The 17,949-nt window shown below is 67.4% G+C and carries 17 protein-coding genes; 5 read left to right on the top strand and 12 right to left on the bottom strand.

Features of this window, described 5'->3' with window-relative positions:
* Nucleotides 1-9 precede the first annotated feature (9 nt).
* From IC40_RS0100295 to mftM, 4 genes are all read left to right on the top strand, one after another.
* On the top strand, nt 10-687 hold the full coding sequence (locus tag IC40_RS0100295; protein ID WP_030132786.1) for a hypothetical protein: 678 nt from the start codon (nt 10-12) through the stop codon (nt 685-687).
* The gene (locus tag IC40_RS0100290) at nt 672-1,418 is read left to right on the top strand and encodes a methyltransferase domain-containing protein (protein WP_030132785.1); all 747 of its coding nucleotides are present in this window, start codon (nt 672-674) and stop codon (nt 1,416-1,418) included. The genes IC40_RS0100295 and IC40_RS0100290 overlap by 16 nt, the downstream gene beginning before the upstream one ends.
* Before the next feature lie 9 nt (nt 1,419-1,427).
* Entirely contained in the window at nt 1,428-2,921 is a 1,494-nt protein-coding gene (locus IC40_RS0100285; protein WP_030132784.1) for a glutamate-cysteine ligase family protein, read from the top strand.
* Between the two features lie 92 nt (nt 2,922-3,013).
* Entirely contained in the window at nt 3,014-3,889 is an 876-nt protein-coding gene (gene mftM, locus IC40_RS0100280; protein ID WP_030132783.1) for a mycofactocin oligosaccharide methyltransferase MftM, read from the top strand.
* A 9-nt stretch (nt 3,890-3,898) separates the two neighbouring features.
* Here mftM and IC40_RS0100275 read toward each other — a convergent pair whose 3' ends face one another.
* The 7 genes from IC40_RS0100275 to IC40_RS0100245 form a co-directional block, all read right to left on the bottom strand.
* Nucleotides 3,899-4,546: a MadR family response regulator transcription factor gene (locus IC40_RS0100275; RefSeq protein ID WP_030132782.1), complete on the bottom strand. Its 648-nt coding sequence runs from the start codon at nt 4,544-4,546 to the stop codon at nt 3,899-3,901.
* On the bottom strand, nt 4,543-5,871 hold the full coding sequence (locus IC40_RS0100270) for a MadS family sensor histidine kinase (RefSeq protein ID WP_030132781.1): 1,329 nt from the start codon (nt 5,869-5,871) through the stop codon (nt 4,543-4,545). Before IC40_RS0100270 ends, IC40_RS0100275 begins: the two co-directional genes overlap by 4 nt.
* Complete coding sequence (locus IC40_RS0100265; RefSeq protein ID WP_030132780.1) at nt 5,868-7,064, bottom strand: iron-containing alcohol dehydrogenase; 1,197 nt, start codon at nt 7,062-7,064, stop codon at nt 5,868-5,870. Before IC40_RS0100265 ends, IC40_RS0100270 begins: the two co-directional genes overlap by 4 nt.
* A gap of 103 nt (nt 7,065-7,167) precedes the next feature.
* Nucleotides 7,168-8,661, bottom strand: coding sequence for a MadC family VWA domain-containing protein (madC, locus tag IC40_RS0100260; protein WP_030132779.1), 1,494 nt, complete (start codon nt 8,659-8,661; stop codon nt 7,168-7,170).
* Entirely contained in the window at nt 8,658-9,638 is a 981-nt protein-coding gene (locus IC40_RS0100255; RefSeq protein ID WP_030132778.1) for an AAA family ATPase, read from the bottom strand. Before IC40_RS0100255 ends, madC begins: the two co-directional genes overlap by 4 nt.
* A gap of 72 nt (nt 9,639-9,710) precedes the next feature.
* Complete coding sequence (gene mdo / locus IC40_RS0100250) at nt 9,711-10,982, bottom strand: NDMA-dependent methanol dehydrogenase (RefSeq protein WP_030132777.1); 1,272 nt, start codon at nt 10,980-10,982, stop codon at nt 9,711-9,713.
* A gap of 160 nt (nt 10,983-11,142) precedes the next feature.
* Nucleotides 11,143-12,027, bottom strand: a complete 885-nt coding sequence (locus tag IC40_RS0100245; protein WP_030132776.1) for an alpha/beta fold hydrolase — start codon at nt 12,025-12,027, stop codon at nt 11,143-11,145.
* 54 nt (nt 12,028-12,081) lie between these two features.
* Between IC40_RS0100245 and IC40_RS0100240 the strand changes: the two genes are divergently transcribed.
* Nucleotides 12,082-12,711 carry a winged helix-turn-helix transcriptional regulator gene (locus tag IC40_RS0100240; RefSeq protein ID WP_030132775.1) on the top strand — a complete coding sequence of 210 codons (630 nt, stop codon included), beginning with the start codon at nt 12,082-12,084 and terminating at the stop codon, nt 12,709-12,711.
* Here the strand turns inward: IC40_RS0100240 and egtE are convergent.
* The 5 genes from egtE to egtA are packed head-to-tail and all read right to left on the bottom strand — an operon-like array spanning nt 12,701 to nt 17,921.
* Nucleotides 12,701-13,783, bottom strand: a complete 1,083-nt coding sequence (gene egtE, locus IC40_RS0100235) for an ergothioneine biosynthesis PLP-dependent enzyme EgtE (RefSeq protein WP_036469091.1) — start codon at nt 13,781-13,783, stop codon at nt 12,701-12,703. The genes IC40_RS0100240 and egtE overlap by 11 nt on opposite strands.
* Nucleotides 13,780-14,718 carry an L-histidine N(alpha)-methyltransferase gene (gene egtD, locus IC40_RS0100230; protein WP_030132773.1) on the bottom strand — a complete coding sequence of 313 codons (939 nt, stop codon included), beginning with the start codon at nt 14,716-14,718 and terminating at the stop codon, nt 13,780-13,782. Before egtD ends, egtE begins: the two co-directional genes overlap by 4 nt.
* On the bottom strand, nt 14,715-15,404 hold the full coding sequence (gene egtC, locus IC40_RS0100225) for an ergothioneine biosynthesis protein EgtC (protein WP_030132772.1): 690 nt from the start codon (nt 15,402-15,404) through the stop codon (nt 14,715-14,717). Before egtC ends, egtD begins: the two co-directional genes overlap by 4 nt.
* Complete coding sequence (egtB, locus tag IC40_RS0100220; protein WP_030132771.1) at nt 15,397-16,677, bottom strand: ergothioneine biosynthesis protein EgtB; 1,281 nt, start codon at nt 16,675-16,677, stop codon at nt 15,397-15,399. Before egtB ends, egtC begins: the two co-directional genes overlap by 8 nt.
* On the bottom strand, nt 16,674-17,921 hold the full coding sequence (egtA, locus tag IC40_RS0100215) for an ergothioneine biosynthesis glutamate--cysteine ligase EgtA (protein ID WP_030132770.1): 1,248 nt from the start codon (nt 17,919-17,921) through the stop codon (nt 16,674-16,676). The genes egtB and egtA overlap by 4 nt, the downstream gene beginning before the upstream one ends.
* Nucleotides 17,922-17,949: the final 28 nt, after the last annotated feature.

Here is a 17,949-nt window from a genome sequence, read left to right as displayed (position 1 = left end):
CGGGTCACGATGAACACCGACACTCTCGTCAACTACTTGGTGCCTGTCGCGGCGGCGATCCTCACCGCAGCCGGTGGCGTCCTCGGCGTCAGCTTCCGCGACGCCGACGCCTACGAGCGCCGGCGCGCCATGTGGTTGTTCATGTTGGTGGTCGCCACCGGCATCGTGACCATGGCCGCCATGGACTCGGCCGCCGGTGTCGGTAAGCCGGTCGCCGCGGCGGGGCTGACAGTCTCAGCCTGCGCCGCGGCGATCGGCACCCACTTCTTGTGGCGGCGTGTCGTTCCCGACGCAGAACCCCGCACCGTGCGGCTGGCCAGGATCGCGATCGGTCTGGCCGTGGCCGTGATCGTCGCCTCGGTGGCGCTGAGCTACGTGGCGGGCAAGGGTTGCCGCCAGGCCGAGCCGCTGATGACGACGGCGTGGGTGGAGTCGGGATACGCGCAGCCAGGGATTCCGGGCCGCGGCCCGACCTCTGGCGAGGTCGCCGATTGGTCCAAGCGGATCCACACCGAAGCAGACAAGGTCACCGCGGGTGGCATCCGCGACCGGGCTCAGCGGCTGGCCGGTATCGCCGACGAGATCGCTGCCGCCGCGGCAGACGGCGACTGGGCCCGCCAGGCCTTGATCAGCACCGAGTACTTCGACGTGCTGGGAACCCTTTTGAAGGAATGCAAGCCCCAGTGACCGGGATCGACGAGATGCCGCGAGGGGGACCCGACGCGTCGTGTCTGGACCGCCTGCTGTGGACCGACCGATCCGAATACCTGGACCGCAGCGATGTCGATCCCGGCGTGAGGCGCAGCGTCGTCGATGCATTGAACTGGACCGGTCGGGTCTTCGGCAGCCATGAGCAGTTCGCGGCCATCGCGCTCGAAGAGATCGCCGACGTTCCCGACCCGCAAATCCTGGAACTCGGCGCGGGCCACGGTGCACTCGCGACGAAGCTGCTCGAATTCCATCCGAGCGCCCATGTCACCGTCACCGACGTCGCGGACGACGCGGTGGCGGTGATGGCCGCCGGTCCACTCGGCGAGCATCCGCGGGCGATGGTGCGGGTGGTGGACGCGACGTCGATCGACACCCCGGATCGGCAGTTCGCGCTCGCGGTCTTCGCATTGTCCTTCCACCATCTGCCTCCGGCCGCTGCCGCCGCCGTGCTGGCCGAGGGCACCCGAGTCGCCGACAAACTGCTGATCATCGACCTGCCACGGCCGCCGGCCCCGGTGCATGTGTTGCGGTTGGCGACCATGCTGCCGCTGGCCCCGTTCATCCCGTTCGTGCACGACGGTGTCATCAGTTCGCTGCGCAGCTACAGCCCGTCGGCGTTGCGCGCACTGGCCGATCATGCGGGTGTCGACATCGAGTTGCGCAACAGTCTGTTCGGACCACAGATCGCGGTGGCCACCCGGCGCTAGTCTCGACCTGTGGGCGAGGAGATCTCAGGCACGGAGTTCAGCCGCGAACAGCGGCGGGAGTACCGGCGCAAGGTGCAACTGTGCCTGGACGTCTTTGAAACGATGCTGTCGCAATCCAGTTTCGAGTTCGACCGCCCACTCACCGGCATGGAGATCGAGTGCAACCTGGTCGATGACGAGTACCAGCCCACGTTGCGCAACCGGGAGGTGCTGGCGGCCATCGCCGACCCCGCGTACCAGACCGAACTCGGCGCCTACAACATCGAATTCAACGTGCCGCCACGGCCGTTGCCCGGTCAGTCCGCGCTCGAGCTGGAGACCGAGGTGCGCGCCAGCCTCAACGCCGCCGAGGCCAAGGCAAACGCCCATGGCGCACACATCGTGATGATCGGCATCCTGCCGACGCTGCTGTCGGAGCATCTGCAGTCCGGGTGGATGAGTGACTCCACGCGGTATCAGGCGCTCAACGACTCGATCTTCACCGCCCGCGGCGAGGATATCGACATCGACATCGCCGGCCCCGAGCGGCTGTGCCTGCAATCGGCCGATATCGCGCCCGAATCCGCCTGCACGAGCATGCAATTGCATCTGCAGGTGTCACCGGCCGATTTTGCCAAGAACTGGAACGCCGCGCAGGTCATCGCCGGGCCACAGCTTGCCCTCGGCGCCAACTCGCCGTACTTCTTCGGCCACGAGCTGTGGGCCGAGACCCGCATCGAGCTGTTCGGACAGGCCACCGACACCCGACCCGACGAGCTCAAGACCCAGGGCGTGCGTCCGAGGGTGTGGTTCGGCGAACGGTGGATCACCTCGATATTCGACCTCTTCGAAGAAAATGTGCGGTACTTCCCGTCGCTGCTGCCGGAGCTCTCCGACGAGGATCCGGTGGCCACGTTGGCCGCGGGCCGCACCCCGCAACTTGCCGAACTGCGATTGCACAACGGGACCATCTACCGGTGGAACCGGCCGGTGTACGACATCGTCGGTGACGGCGCCGAGGCCAAACCCCATCTGCGGGTGGAGAACCGGGTCCTGCCAGCGGGCCCGACCGTCATCGACATGCTGGCCAACTCGGCCTTCTACTACGGGACGTTGCGCGCACTCACCGATGACGAACGACCGCTGTGGACCAAGATGAGTTTCGCTGCCGCCGAACACAACTTCACCGCTGCGGCGCGACACGGTATGGACGCCCGGTTGTACTGGCCGGGTCTGGGCGAGGTGACACCGGACGAGCTCGTCCTGCGTGAGCTGCTCCCCCTTGCCCACGAGGGCTTGCGCCGGTGGGGCGTGTCGGCCGAGGTGCGCGACCGCTACCTGGGCGTCATCGAAGGTCGGGCCAAGAGTGGACGCAATGGTGCGACCTGGCAGACGAGCACCGTGCACGCGCTGCAGGAGCGCGGTCTGGCGCGCCCCGCTGCGCTGGCGGAAATGTTGCGGCTGTACTGCGAAGCCATGCACTCCAACACCCCGGTCCACACCTGGGAGATACCGACACCCTAGGTTCGTTCACCAGACACCTGGCCGATCGGGCAGGAAAGTCCGACCACTCGGTGCGTGGTATATGCAGGCCGCTGTCAATAGCGTTGTCCACCATGACAGTTACGCTGCTCGGACCGGCGCAGGTCGATCCACTGGCCCCCACCCCGGCCGGTTCGTGGAGCGCAGACGGAGTACACGTGGTTCGCGGTCGCCGACCACATCGGGCGGGCGACCAGACGGTGTGCACGCCACGATTCTGCGCACACCGCAGCGGGGATCTGCTCACCGTCGAGCACGACCTGACCCCGGAGCAGTTGTCCGATGAACTGACGCTCTGGCTGACCGGTGAACTGGGTCCGAGCGGACTACTGCACTCGCAAGCCGATTTCGAGGCGGTGTTCACCGGGATCATCCGGTCGACCGTGCCCGGCGGTCTGGCCGCCTGGGTGCGCTTCTACCGCAACTCGCTGTATGCACTGGAATCCGGTGGCGCCACCTTCTCCCCGATCCATGCGCGCGCCGAGGAGTTGGTCGTCGGTGAGCGATTGCTAGATCTCGGCTCGTGCTTCGGTTTCTTTCCGCTGCGAATGCGGCGGTCCGGTCATCAGGTGGTGGCCACCGATCTGAGCGCACCGACCATGGGCCTGCTGGACAGCGTCGCCACGGCGCTGGACCGCCCCGTGCAGACGCTGGTGTGCAATGCGACACGAGTTCCGCTGCCCGACAGCACCGCCGATACCGTGACCGTCCTACATCTGCTCGAACACCTCGCCGCAGATGCCGGTGCGCACGTGCTCGACGAGGCGTTGCGGTTGGCCCGCCGCCGAGTCGTCGTCGCTGTCCCGTTCGAGGACGAGCCGCAGGCCTGCTACGGCCATATCCGGCGCTTCGACGTGTCCGCGTTGCACGCGCTGGCCGCCCGTCACCGGGGGCTGCACGTCACGGTGTCCGAGCACCACGGTGGATGGTTGGTGCTCGATCGGGACTAGACAACGCAGTCAGATCAACCCGCGCTTGCTGGCGGCGTACACCGCCTCGGCACGACGGCTGACACCGAGTTTGCGCATGATGTTGCTGACGTGGAACTTGGCCGTGGTGGCCGAGATGAACAGCTGCTCACCGATTTTCGCGTTGGACAGTCCCGCTGCAAGCAACCTGAGTACCTCGACCTCGCGGTCGGTAAGTTGCTCACGGGCCTCACCCCGGCCGTTGAGTGAGCGCACCACCGCCGCGGCGCTGCGCGAATCGAAGGCGCTCTCGCCGGCGGATATGGCCCTGATGGCGCGCACCAATTCGGTGGTGTCGACATCCTTGACGACATACCCGCGGGCGCCGGCATGTACCGCGCGCACCACCAGATCCTCGTCGAGGAAGGTGGTCAGCACCAGCAGACCCAGGTCGGGGTGGGTGGCAGATAATTTGGCGCACAACGACAGTCCCTCGAAATCGGAACCGGCGGAAAGCTTGAGGTCCAACAGCACGACGTCGGGCTGAACCGCATCCACCATGGCGGCGGCCTCCGGTTCCGAGGATGCCTCCCCCACCACCACTAAGTCATCTTCGCGTTCCAGCAGTGAGCGCAGACCCTGGCGCAGGATGGCGTGGTCGTCGACCAAGGCCAGCCTGATCACGCGCGTGAGCGTCATCGGTGATGTCCTTCCCTGGGGATGGTGGCGACCACGCGGACACCACCGATTCGGGACCGCTGCACCGCGAAGGATCCGCCGTGTTCCCGGCAGCGGGCCAGCATGTTGGCCAGTCCGCGGTGGTGGCCGTCGACATCGGCGGCAGCGGCCAGTCGCAACATCAGCCGCAGCTTGTCCGGATCACCGGTCCCGTCGTCGGAAATCGACAGCTGTACCGAATCGGATCGGTACCGCAACCGAACGATGGCCCTGGTGGCCGCACCGTGCATGGCGGTGTTGAACAGCGCCTCACCCGCCACCCGCAGCAGCGCATGCTCTATGTCACTGGGCAATTCGGCGACCGTGCCTTCGACCTTGAGCGTCACGCGAAGGTCTTCGGGCATGTGCACCGTGGCCAACTGCTCCAACATCTCCGGCAGCGTGGATCGGCCGGCATCCTCAGGGTGATTGAGCGCATAGATAGCCGATCGCAGTTGCTCGGTGGCAGAACGGGTCAACGTCTTGGCGATATCGAGCCGCTCGACCAGATCACCGTCACCCCCGCGCGCCCCGATCTCGCTGCGGCAGACCTCGATCTGCATACCGGCCGACAACACCGTCTGGGTCACGCTGTCGTGCAATTCACGCGCGATGCGGTGACGTTCGTTGTCCAACACCTGATGCCGTTGCACGGCACCGAGTTCGCGCTGGGTCGCCAGCAGTTCGGCGTTGCGCGCCTCGGACTGGGCCAACAGTGCCTGGGATCGTTGGAACAACTCGCAGTTGTGCAGCGCCACCGCGGTCTGGCTGGACAGGATGCGCATGACGGTTTCGTCGGTGCCGTCCAGTGTGCGGCTGGTCGGTGTCCACGCCGCGAAGGCACCGATGACGCCGCCGTCGAGCTCGATCGGTACATGCGCGTGGTGCAACTCGATGACCGGTAACCGGAACTGGGCCAATTGGCCACGCAGAACATCGTTGAGCCGGTTGAGCACCGCGTCGGGCAGGTGCGGCACGGGATGCTTGGCCCCGGACAGACCCTCGAACGAATAGGCGTTTCCGTCCGCGTCCAGGATGAGATGTCGTGGCCGGGCCTCGGGTAGTGCGCCGTCGGCGAGGGCGAGCAGCACCCATTCCGCGCCCAGGTGCACGCGGGCGGCGTCGGCGGCGGCCCGCACGAGCTTCTCCGGCCCGTTGACGGTCTGCACCAGCGCCCGCGAGATGGTGTCGAGGGCGGCGATGACCCGTTCGGTGCGTTGGGCGGCAACCCGGAACTCCGGATAGAAGGTGGGTTTTCCCGACCGTACCCCGGTGAGCCGTTCCAGGTCCGGGGCGCGTGCCCTCACAGCGCGGCCCGGAACAACGCCCGCAGCTGATCCTCGTCGGCCGCGCGCGGATTGGTGGTGATGCACGCGTCGGCCATGGCATTGCGCGCGAGCACCGCCACGTCCTCCTCGCGCACGCCGAGGTCCGACAGACCCCGCGGGACGCCGACCTGGCGGGCCAACTCCTGCAGTCGATCAGCAAGGGCCAGTGCCGATTCCAGTGCCGGCGCCCGGGTGTCGGCAATCCCGAGACAACCGGCGATGGTGGCGAACGGCGCGGGATCGGCCTCGGCGTTGAATCGGACCACATGCGGGAGCAGCACGCCGTTGATGACTCCGTGCGGCAGGTCGAGCAGTCCGCCGACCTGGTGGCTCATCGCATGCGCCGCGCCCAGGATCGCGTTGGTGAACGCCAATCCGGCTTCCAGGGACGCCTGGGCCATCAGCACGCGGGCGCTCATGTCGTCGGGTCTGTCGATGGTGGTGACCAGGTTCTCGGTCACCATCACCACCGAGCGCAGCGCGTGGTGGTCGGTCAGCTGGTTGTGCCCCAGCGAGACGAAGGCCTCGATACCGTGTGTCAGCGCATCCAAACCCGTTGCCGCATTCAGCCATTCGGGCATCGTGGTCAGCAGCCGCGGATCGATGATGGTGACATCGGGTACCAGTGCCCGGCCCAGGATGGTGATCTTGGTGTTGCGGGTGGTGTCGGTGACGATGCAGAACTGCGATACGTCGGCACCGGTTCCCGAGGTGGAGGGCAGCACCACCAGCGGCGGGATCGGCATCGTTGCCTTGTCGACACCCGCATAGTCCAGGATGTCCCCGCCGTTGGCCGACAGGATCGCGATGCCCTTGGCCGCATCGATCACCGAGCCACCGCCGAGGGCGATCAGCACATCACAGCCCTGGGAGCGGTAGAACTCGTGGCCCGCGGTGATCTCGTGGTCCTTCGGATTGGGGGTCAGCGCACTCCACACCTGCGGCTGCACACCCTGCGCGCGCAGCTGCGCGACGAGTTCGTCGACCCAGCCCGCCTCTATCAGACCGGGATCGGTGACCAACATCGGCCGCATACCGCCGAGGCGCAGCGCGGAGTGCGCGGCCTCGGCCATGGAGTCGATCCCGAAGACGATCTCGGGTGCGTGGAACTTGAGCAGCCGGGTGGGCACCCGGTCCGCCACCGTCGCACTGGCCTGTTGTGTGATCCACATAACACGCCCAGCCTACGTCGCCGTTACGGCACAACCAATGTGCAGGTGGACAGGTACCGACCTACCCGATCGGGTAGGTACCCGGGCGAGCGCAGCGACGGGGTCACGACAGCGCGTGGGCCAGCTCAGCGGCCTTGGCGACGAGCTGATCGGCATCGTTGGCCACCACGACCTGGTCGCACACCTGCGCGTAATCGGGCATCGCGCAGGTCGCCTGGCGCCAGTATCGCTGTGGTTCCGGTGTCACCCAAGCCAGCCGGTGCACCCGCCGCCGCAGCGCCCGCAACTGATCCACCCCCGGGGCCAGTCCCCCGCTGCGGCCGTCGCCGACGATCAACACCGCGGTTCGGGCATCGAGTGCGTCGGCCTGGCCGGCGAGCATCTCGTCGAAGACCTGCCCGTAGTCGCTGCTGGCCTGCAGGTCCAGCCTGCCGTCGGCCAACACGGCCGCCAGCGCGTCGTCGCCGCCGGCCCGCAACAGGATGTCGGTGACATCGACGGGCCGGTCGACGAACGCCATCACCCGGCAACGGTGCGCGCGCCGGTGCATGGCCTGGGCCAGTCGCAGGGTGAACGCGGTGACCGGGCGCACCGAGAGTGAGACGTCGGCGATCACCAGCAGCCGGATCCGATCCGGCAACGGCGTCTTGGTCATCAGGCGGAACGGAACGCCGCCGGTGCGCATGCTGGCCCGCACGGTGCGGCGCATGTCCAGGCGTCCGCGACCGCGTTCGCGCGGACGAGGCCGCGGCGCGCCGCGCATGCGGCGCAGCACCTCGTGGCAGGCGAGGTCGATATCGGCGGCAAGGCCGACCTCGGCTCCGTGATCGGGCTCGGCGGGCTCGGCGACCAGACCGGCCCGCTGCGCCAATGCCTCGACACATCCTTCGACGGCCTTGGTCAGTTGCTGCAATTGTTCGGCGGTCAGCGGTTCGCCGGCGTCACCGCCGTAGGTGGCGGCGGGGTCATAGGCATCCAGCCACGCCAGGATCGCATCGGGATCGTCGAAACTCAGGGTGCCCGCGACGATCGGCGCCACCGAGTCCGCCAGATCACCCGCCATCGCCGCGGCGGCGCGGTCGACCTCGACGGTGTAACGCATGCCGCGCCGGCCGCCGTCGGATTCGGCGGATACGGTCAGCCGATCGTCGGCGCCGGTCACGCTGAAGTCGTCATCGTCCTTGTGCGGATTGAATCCCTTGGTGGCCTCGGGCGTATCGAAGTGCTGACCGACCTCGGCGGCACGTTCGTTGTACTCGGCATATCTGCCGATCGAAGTGTCGTCATCGATCTCCAGCTGGTCGGGCAGGCCCGAACCGGTATGTGCACGGCTCGGGCCCGCCACCGCATCGTCGGGTTCGACCGGGTGGGTGTCGAACATCGCGGCGAAGGCCCGCTCGAATCCGTGTTGTTCCCGCTCGTATTTGGCGCATGTTGCCCGCAGTCCGGCACGCAGCGCGGTCCGGTCGGCGGCGCCGAGCATGGCGAGCACCCTGCGTACCTCGATCACCTCGGCCGGGGAGGTCGCCACCCCGGCTCGGCGCAGCAGTTGCCCGAACACCGCGGCGACCCAGTCCAGGAGCTGCGCGGGTGTCACCGTCGCCCACCCCTGCCCCGGAACGCCGAGGTGGTGGTGTTAGCCGGTCTGGCTGCCACGGTCGCCCGCTCGGCCGCCGATGCTGCCGGCATCGAGGTCGGTGCCGGCTCACTGGTGAAGTGCCGCAACGCGATATCGCGGTCGCTGGTGAACTTGACCAGCGCCGAGAGCAGCACCGTGCGGTCGACGTCGGTGCCGAGCAGCGCCGCTGCCCTGGCACCGTCGATCACCTCGGAGATCGACGGACTCTTGCGCAACGGAAGCTCGCGCAGAGTCCTTGCCAGTTCGACGACATCGGCGACGACCGCGGGTTCGACCTGGGGGGCCCGCACCCCGACGATCTCCCGTTCCCGTTGTGGCGTAGGGAAACCCAGATGGTAGTGCAGGCACCGGCGCTTCAGTGCCGCCGACAGTTCGCGGGTGTCGTTGGAGGTGAGCACCACCCAGGGCACCGACCGTGCGGTGAAGGTGCCGATCTCGGGGATGGTGACCTGGCGTTCGGCCAGCACCTCGAGCAGCAGCGCCTCCATCGCCTCTTCGGTGCGGTCGACCTCGTCGATCAACAGCACCACCGGTTGTTCGGAGAGCACCGCCTCCAGCAACGGCCTCCGCAACAGGAACTCCTCGGTGTAGACATCTCCACCGTTGCCCATCTGCACATGCAGCAGCTGTTTGGCGTAATCCCATTCGTAGAGCACCCGGTTGTCGTCGAGGCCCTCGTAACACTGCAGACGGATCAGCCGCCTGCCGCCCGCCGCGGCCAGCGCCTTGGCCAGTTCGGTCTTGCCGACCCCGGCCGGGCCCTCCAGAAGCAACGGCCGGTCCAGCGCGGTGGCCAGGTGTACGACGGTGGCCAGGTCGTCGTCGATGACGTAATCCTGATGACGGAGCGCCTCGGCCAGTTCGGCTGCGCCGGTGAATGTCACCGGGTCGTCGCACACGGGTTCTTCGGATCGGGGCAGAGATGCGGTGGTCACGGCAACCTCCGGGTGGGGTGCACGGCGGGGGCAGACCGAGGTGGACGTATCGGCCCCCGCCGCGGCACCGGATCAGTAGGACGAATTGATGGCGTGTCCGACAACGGGGATCATGGACTCGACGGTGACCTCGCGCGGATTGCCCGGTGTGCACCAGTCGTCCTGGATGTGCTCGGAGATGGCCAGCACGGTCTTGTCGTCACCCTTGATGACCTCGCCACGACCCGCGTACTTGCCGGTGTTCATCCGGTTCTTGTCATAGGAGTCGGTGCGGACGGCGGAGAAGTTGTCCGGGATGCCGACATCCTGGGAGAGCCGGATCGCCGCCTCCACGGCAGCATCGGCGGCCTGCACCGTGGTCATGTTCCGGGTGTCGACGCCCATCGCCGTGGCCAACTGGGCATAGCGCTCATAGCGCGAGGGCAGGTTGTACTCCCACACCCGGGGCAGGGCGATGGCGTTGTTGAGACCGTGGTGGCTGTCGAAGAACGCGCTGACGGCGTGGCTGATCGAGTGCACGATGCCGAGGCCACCGGAGTTGAATGCCTGCCCGGCGATGTACTGCGCGTTCATCATGCCTTCGCGCGCCTTGAGGTTGCGCGGCTCGAAGACGGCCTCGCGCAGGTGCTTGGCGACGAGTTCCACCGAGTACAGGGCATTTCCGAGCGACGGGGCGAAATCCAGCCGGGACACGAAGGGCTCACTGCCGTGGGCGAGCACGTCGAAGCCGCAGTACGCGGTGAAGTGCTGGGGGCAGGTGTAGTAGAGCAGCGGATCGTCGATGGCCAGAGTGACGATGGTGGCCTCGTCGAAGCCGACCCACTTGTGCGGGTGCTCCATATCGGAGGTATCGGTGATGACGTAGGCCCAGGAGGTCTCCGAACCCGTTCCCGCCGTGGTGGATACCGCGATGTGCGGCGGGTTCTCCTTGTTGGTGGACTTGGCGAAGCCCTCGAACTCGTTGATGTTGCGACCGTCGTGGGCGATGACGACGCGGGCACCCTTGGCGGCGTCATGGCTGGAGCCACCGCCGATGGAGATGATGCTGTCGCACTTTTCCTGCTGATAGAGGGCGGCGGCCTCCATGACGTTGTAGTCCTTGGGGTTGGACTCCACCTTGTCGTAGAGCACGACCTCGACACCCTGGTATTCGATCTTGCCGGTCAGTTCCTCGATGATGCCCGAGCCCCGCAGGCCGGTGGTCATCAGCAGGGTGCGCTTGAAGCCGAGGTTCTTGGCTTCCACACCGATGATGTCGTGTGCGCCCACACCGAGCAGGGCACGGGGGAAGGGGTGGAACTCCTTGATCGGAAAATCCCAAATCTGGTTCAGCTCAATGGCCATCGGACGACTCCTCGCGGTATCGGACGGGTGGTGCACCCGGTAGATCCCACCGTGGACCCGCGTGGTCCGCGTCACAATGGCTTCGGCTCAGGACCCGCCGTCCGGAACGCCGAAACCGTCCGATCGGGTAGGTCATGGCCCACCTGTCAGCAGAGGCGCTCTAGGGGCGTGCGGACCACCCGCGGAACGCGGCGACGAACTCGTCGGGCGCGTCGGACTCCACATAGAGGCCGGCACCCTTGACGATCACGGTCTGATGATCGGGGAACTCGCGTTCCAGCCGTTCGCGCTCCTGGGGGCGGAAGGCGATATCGGCATCGCCCCAGATGATCAGCGTGGGTAGGTGCGCGATGGCCGGCAGTCCGGCCTCGACCGCTGCGAAGAACGTGCGACAGGACAGCACCGCACCGGGGAGCACGGCGCTCGCCTGCCGACGGGCCGGAGTGTCCAGCGCTCGTCGGTAGTGCTCCATCTCGGAATCGGAGGGCTTGCGGCGCTTGTGTCCCACCGGGATGAAGGCGCTGACGAGAAGGTTGAACCGGCGGACCAGCAGACGGGTCAGCGGTCCGCCCATGATGTGCCCGAACGCCTCGAAGTGCAGGATGCCGTTGACCGGCCACGCCCAGGTGTTGGCCAGGACCAGACGCCGGAATAGCTCCGGGCGACGCTGCGCGACGGCCAGCCCGATCAGTCCACCCCAGTCCTGCCCTATCAGGGTCGCATCGTCCAGGGCGAGCTCGTCGACGAAGGACGCCACCACCTCCGCGTGTTCCTGCGGCGCGAACCGGTAGCCGGACCGGGCCGTCGACAGCCCGAATCCCGGATAGTCCAGCGCTATGCAGCGGTAGTCGCGCCGCAGTTCCCGCACGACATCACGCCAGAGGAACGACCACGTCGGATTGCCATGCAGCAGAAGCAAGATGGGGCCGCAACCCTCGTCGATGTAATGCACGGAATTCCCGTCGATATCGACGAAGTGACTTTCGAAGGGAAACAATTCGTCGTCGACCCAATCCGGTCGGACGCGATTCGCAGTATCGGTCATACACTTGACCGTCTCATATACACTTTATTTTCTCAAGCGATTGGAGAATGGACGATGCGTCGATACGGCCAATACTGCGGGCTGGCCCGCTCACTGGAAATCGTGGGCGATCGATGGAATCTGCTCATCGTCCGCCAGCTGCTGATCGCACCGGCCCGTTACCGTGATCTTGTCGCCGGGCTGCCGGGGATCGCCACCAACCTGCTCGCCGACCGCTTGCGCGAACTGGAATCGGCGGGCGTCGTCGAGCGCCGGCTCGGCGACGGCAGCACTGTCGAATACGCCCTCACTGCCTGGGGCGCCGAACTGCGCGAACCCATCGAGGGCTTGATCCGCTGGTCCACCCCGTTGATGGTGCGCGGACCCGAGGGCGACACGTTCCGCCACGAGTGGCTGACAGTCGCGATCCCGGCCCTGCTGGCCGCCCGCGTGAAGGTCCGTGCCGCCGTGTCGATCGGTCTCGCCGGTGAGGATATGGCTCTGCAGCTCAACGCTTCCCGCGCGGGTTTCACGGTGGGGACACCCGACGGTCGCGAACTGGCCGGCACGCTGCACGGCGCGCCCGAATACATCCTCGGCCTGGCCGCAGGGGCCTTGACCATCGACGATGCGCGCGCCCTCGGGGTGATCGAGATCGACGGCGACGAGGCTGCCGTCCGCTCGATCATCGGCACTACGAACTGACGGCCATCAACGCCGCGGCGAATCGCTCCAGATCCGCTGCCGAGCCGTCGACGTGTGGTGACACCCGCAGCACGGGCCCGTCCATCTCGTGAGGTGCCCGACCCACTTCGCATGCGGTGGTGATGATCCCGTGCTCGGCGATCAACCGTGCCCGCACCGCTGCCGGCTCGGCGCCCTCGAGCGGACGCAGCGTGGTGATCGCGCTGGGCTCGGCGGCCGGCTCGACGACCTGCCAGCCCACGATATCTGCCAGGACGCCGCGGGTCAGCGCACCGATCTCGGCAAGCCGGGCTTGGGTGTCGGCAGGTCCAGCGGCGAGATACTCACCCAGCGCCAGCGAAAAGCCCAGCCGAGAACCGATATTGGCTTCGTGCAGCTCCATCGGGGCCCACCGGGGCACCAACTGTGCATACAGTTCGGGCCGCACCGCGAGCGCACCGACACCCCGGGGCCCGGCCAGCCATTTACGCGACGACGTGTAGAGGACGTCGGCCCCCACCGCACAGTCGACGTGTCCCAGTCCCTGCGCAGCATCCACCACCAACGGCAATCCGAGATCGCGGCACACCTGCGCGAGCTCGGCCAGCGGCTGGACGATCCCGCGGTGGCTGCCCAGCACCGTCAGATGAACAAGCGCGGGCGGATCGGCACGCAGCACACCGGCCGCAGCGTCGATGCGCAACCGGCCCGACTCGTCGACCGGGAACAACCGGACCTCGAACGCGTTGGCCGCCATGATCGTCAGGTTCGGGCCGTACTCGCCGTGCAGGCAGGCCGCCGTCCGGGGACCCTGCCAGCTGCTCAACAGGAGGTCGAGTGCATGGTTCGATCCGGTCGTGAAGACGACCTCGGCCTCGGTCATACCGGCCAGCGCCCGGACCGCGGCCCGTCCCGCATCGAGGGCGGGAGCCGCGGCCTCACCGGCGACGTAACCGCCGACCTCGGCCTCGTGTCGGGCATGTACCGCGGCCACCTCGATCACGGCGTTGCTCTGCCGCGAGCACGCCGCGCTGTCCAGATGCACACCGGCCACCGGCACCCGAGCGGCACGCCACTGCTCGGCCAGGCTCATTTGACCGCCAGGGACACACCGAAATCGCCGGCGGGGTCGGTCCACCAATGGGTGCGGGTCAGACCGGCAGCCGCCAGCTCATCGGCGATGCCGGCGGGCCGGAACTTGCACGAGACCTCGGTCAGCATCTCCTCACCGGCTTCGAAGTCGACCGTCAGATCCAGGTCGCGGACGTGAACCCGTTGAGCCAATGTTGACCTCAACCACATCTCGATACGTTCTTCGGTGTCGTTCCACTTCGCCACGTGGGCGAACGCGGATGGGTCAAAGTCGGCACCGAGTTCGCGGTTCACCACAGCCAGCACATTGCGGTTGAATGCCGCGGTGACCCCGGCGGCATCATCGTAGGCGCGAACCAGCCGATCGACATCCTTGACCAGATCGGTGCCAAGCAGCAGCGAGTCACCCGTTTGCATCGTATCGGCCACCGCAGCAAGGAAATCGGCGCGCGGTCCCGCGGTCAGGTTGCCGATGGTCGAGCCGAGGAACACCACCATCCGCCTGCCGATCTTGGGGATCGTCGGTAGGTCCTGCTCGAAATCGCCACACACGGTGTCGATCTCGAGATCGGGATACTCGGTGTGCAGCGCCGTCGCGGCCGCGCCGAGCACCGACGGGTCGACATCGAAGGGGATGAACCGGCGCAGCACACCGCGCGCGCGGAATGCGTCCAGCAACAACCGGGTCTTCTCCGAGGTGCCGCTGCCCAGTTCGACGAGGGTGTCCGCACCAGATACCTCGGCGATGTCCGCGGCGTGCTCACCGAGAATCTTCGCCTCGGTGCGCGTCGGGTAGTACTCCGGCAGCCGGGTGATCTGATCGAACAGATCACTTCCGACGCTGTCGTAGAACCACTTGGGCGGCAACGACTTCGGGTTCCGACGCAGACCTTCGGCCACATCTCGGCGCAACGAGTTTTCCAGGTGGGTGGTCATCGTGGTCCTTCCAAAGGGGTGAGCATCAGGCCCGTCGCCGATACCTCGACGAGGTGCCGGTCGGGGATGTCGAGCCAGTCCGGGTCGTCGTCGTAGGGTTCGCTGGCCAGCACGGTGCCGTCGGCCCGTTCCAGCGCGAACAGGGTGTCGCCCCACGTCGTGGCGAGCAGCCGCGAACCGTCCCCTGCCAGGATATTCAGCCGCGCGCCGGGATCGCGGGCGCCGATCTCGGCGATGGTCTCCCCGAGGACCGCCATGCCGCGCTGGAAGATGTGCGCCGCCAACACCGCACTGTCGACCGAGGATTCCGCATCCCGGGTCGCGGGGAGCACCTCGCGGTCGACGACACCGTTGTGCGAGAGCAGCCAACTGCCGTCGGTGAACGGCGCCGATGCCGATGGTTCGATCGGCATGCCCACCGTGGCCGAACGCACCGCCGCGACGATGCATCCGCTGCGCAGCGCCGGGGCCACCGACGCGAACGAGGCGTCCCCCCACAGCGGTTTGTCACTCCGCCATCGCCGCGGGCCCTCGTCGAAGAACCCGACACCCCACCCGTCGGCGTTGATGGTGCCGTGCTTCTGCCGCCGTGGCGCATAGGACTGCACCAATAGTCCGCTGGGCGGATCGAGAACCACCGAGGCCGCCGAAACCGGCGCCCCGAGCCAGCCCAGATGTCTACACATCCCAGGCCAACCGCAGGCCCGAGAAGATCTGCCGCCGGATCGGGTGGTCCCAGTTGCGGAAGCTGGGCCGCAGGATATCCCCGGCCACCGACCACGCGCCGCCACGCAGCACGCGGTAGTCCCCTGTCGATGTGGCGGTCTCGAAGAAGGGAACGCTGTAGCGGTCGTAGATCATCGGGCTGAATCCCGGCCACGGCCGCAGCGGCGAGGAGGTCCATTCCCAGACGTCACCGAGCATTTGTTCCACCCCGTAGGCGGACGCGCCGGCGGGGTACGCCCCCACCGGTGCCGGCCGCAATGACCGGCCACCCAGGTTGGCCCGCTCGGCGTCGGGTTCGGCTGCCCCCCAGGGATATCGACGCCGCATACCGGCCGTCGGGTCCCAGGCGCATGCCTTCTCCCATTCGATCTCGGTGGGCAGCCGCGCACCGGCCCACGCGGCATACGCCTCGGCCTCGTAATAGGTGATGTGCTGCACCGGCTCGTCGCCGGGGATGTCCTCGCGATAGCCGAACCGGGTACGGCTACCGTCGTCGTTCCAGAATCCCGGTGCCACCAGGGCGGCCTGCGTCCGATGCGCCCAACCGGCATCGGACCACCACTGCCGTGTCCGGTACCCACCGTCGGCCATGAACACACGCCATTCGGCATTGGTGACCGGGACCCGCCCGATGCGGAAGGCGTCGACCTCGACGGTGTGCGCGGGGCGCTCATTGTCCAACGAGTACGGTTCAGCGGACGCATCGACCCCCAGGGTGAACGGACCGCCGGGGATCAGCACCGACGTGCCCACCACGCCGCCCCTGCCGACCGGCAACGGAGATCCAGCGGGCAGGATCGGTGGTCCCGAGCGCAGATTCAGTGCCTGCAGCATGGTCTCGTCGTGTTGGTTCTCGTGGGAGATGACCAGGCCGAATGGGAACAGTTCGGTGCTGTGTTCCAGGGTGTCGAGCACACGGTTGCGCACATCACGGCAATAGGCCCTGGCGTCGGTGGGCGGCAACAACGGCAGGTCGACCCGGCTGGCCCGGGAATGGACGAAGGCGTCGTAGAGTTTCTCGACGTCGGGCGCGAGCATGCCCGGGGCGGCGGAGTTCCCGCCCCGCAACAACCAGAACTCCTCCTGCTGACCGATATGGGCCAGGTCCCACACCAGCGGACTCATCAGCGGGTCGTACTGCCGCAACAACTCGGCATCGTCGAAGTCCACCAGCGCCAGCGTGCGATCACGCGCCCTGGTGAGCTCGGCGGCCAAAAGGTCAGGTGTGCTCACTCATCCCCCACACGTTCGGTGATCGCCGACGCCAACCCCCGGAGCTGTACCCGGTCGCTGAAGTCGTCGGCAGGGCTTCGCCCCTCGTGCACATTCATCAGTAGCCGGTGCATCGGTACGGCCAGTTCGGCGGGCGCGTACTCGGCCGCCGCTTCCACGCAACGGCGGGCCGCGGTGTGCAACTGCGGGTCGGCCAGTCCGAACCGCGCCGCCCGGTCCCAGGCCGAAGAGACCGATTCAGTTGCCGCCCTTGCGATCTCGGCTGCGTCTGGGTTGTCCAACAGGGTCGCCAGGGTGAAGGCCACCGCAGGCCAGACCGCGTCGGGGACGCTGTCCAGATAACGGATCTCCAGCCAGCGGCGGGGGCGCACCGGCGGGAACAGCGTGGTGAGGTGATAGGCGAGATCCTCGGTGGTCGGAGACCGCCCGCCCAGCACGACGTGTCCGTCGGCCCAGTCGGCGAAGGAGACGAACTCCGTCATCGGAACCGCCTCGGGGGTGCGTACGAGCATCACCGGCGCCCGCAGCGCATAGTTCGCCCAGTCGGCCGCCGGATCATCACCACGGTCGCCGAGCACCGGTCCGCAACGTGCCGAATCGAGCTGTCCCCAGACGCGCTGCCTGGTGCTGCGCCAGCCGGTGAACTCGCCGTTCAACAGCGGCGAATTGGCCGACAGCGCGATCATGGTGGGTCCCAGCGCGTGCGCCAACCGAACCCTGTCCGCCCACCCCGCCCGCGGGCCGGCCTCCACATTCAGCTGCATCGACGCCGTCGAGGTCATCATGGCCGCGCCGGCCGCGCCGGTACCCGTCGCGGCGAAGAACTGCTCCATAGCCTGGTAACGGGCTCCGGGGTTGACCCGCTGCGTCGGCCGCAGCGGGTCGGTTCCGAGCAACACCAATCCCAATCCGTGCTCGGCGAAGTAGGTGTTCAGCACGCGGCGGTCGGCTGTCATGCCGCTGATCGCGGAGACCACGTCGGCACACGGCGGGCCGGAGAGTTCGACGGCCCCACCCGGCTCGACGGTGATGGCGCTGCCCCCGGGTAGTGCCGGTGCCGCGGCGATGAGGACGCTCAGTTCCTCCCAGCCGGGTCGGCGCATCGGATCGGTCAGGTCGAAGCAGTGCGCCTCGACCTCCATCCCGACCGTGCCCACCGGACCGTCGTGCAGACAGGATGCGGCGATCGCGGCCGCGGTCTGTCCGGACGGACAATCCACATCCCACGTAGTGGTGGCCGACATCGGAACCACCCCTCCCCGATCAGGACCC

Origin of the sequence: Mycolicibacterium neoaurum ATCC 25795 (assembly GCF_000691525.1) — a bacterium.
Classification (GTDB): domain Bacteria; phylum Actinomycetota; class Actinomycetes; order Mycobacteriales; family Mycobacteriaceae; genus Mycobacterium; species Mycobacterium neoaurum.
This window is presented reverse-complemented; position numbering and strand designations above follow the sequence as displayed.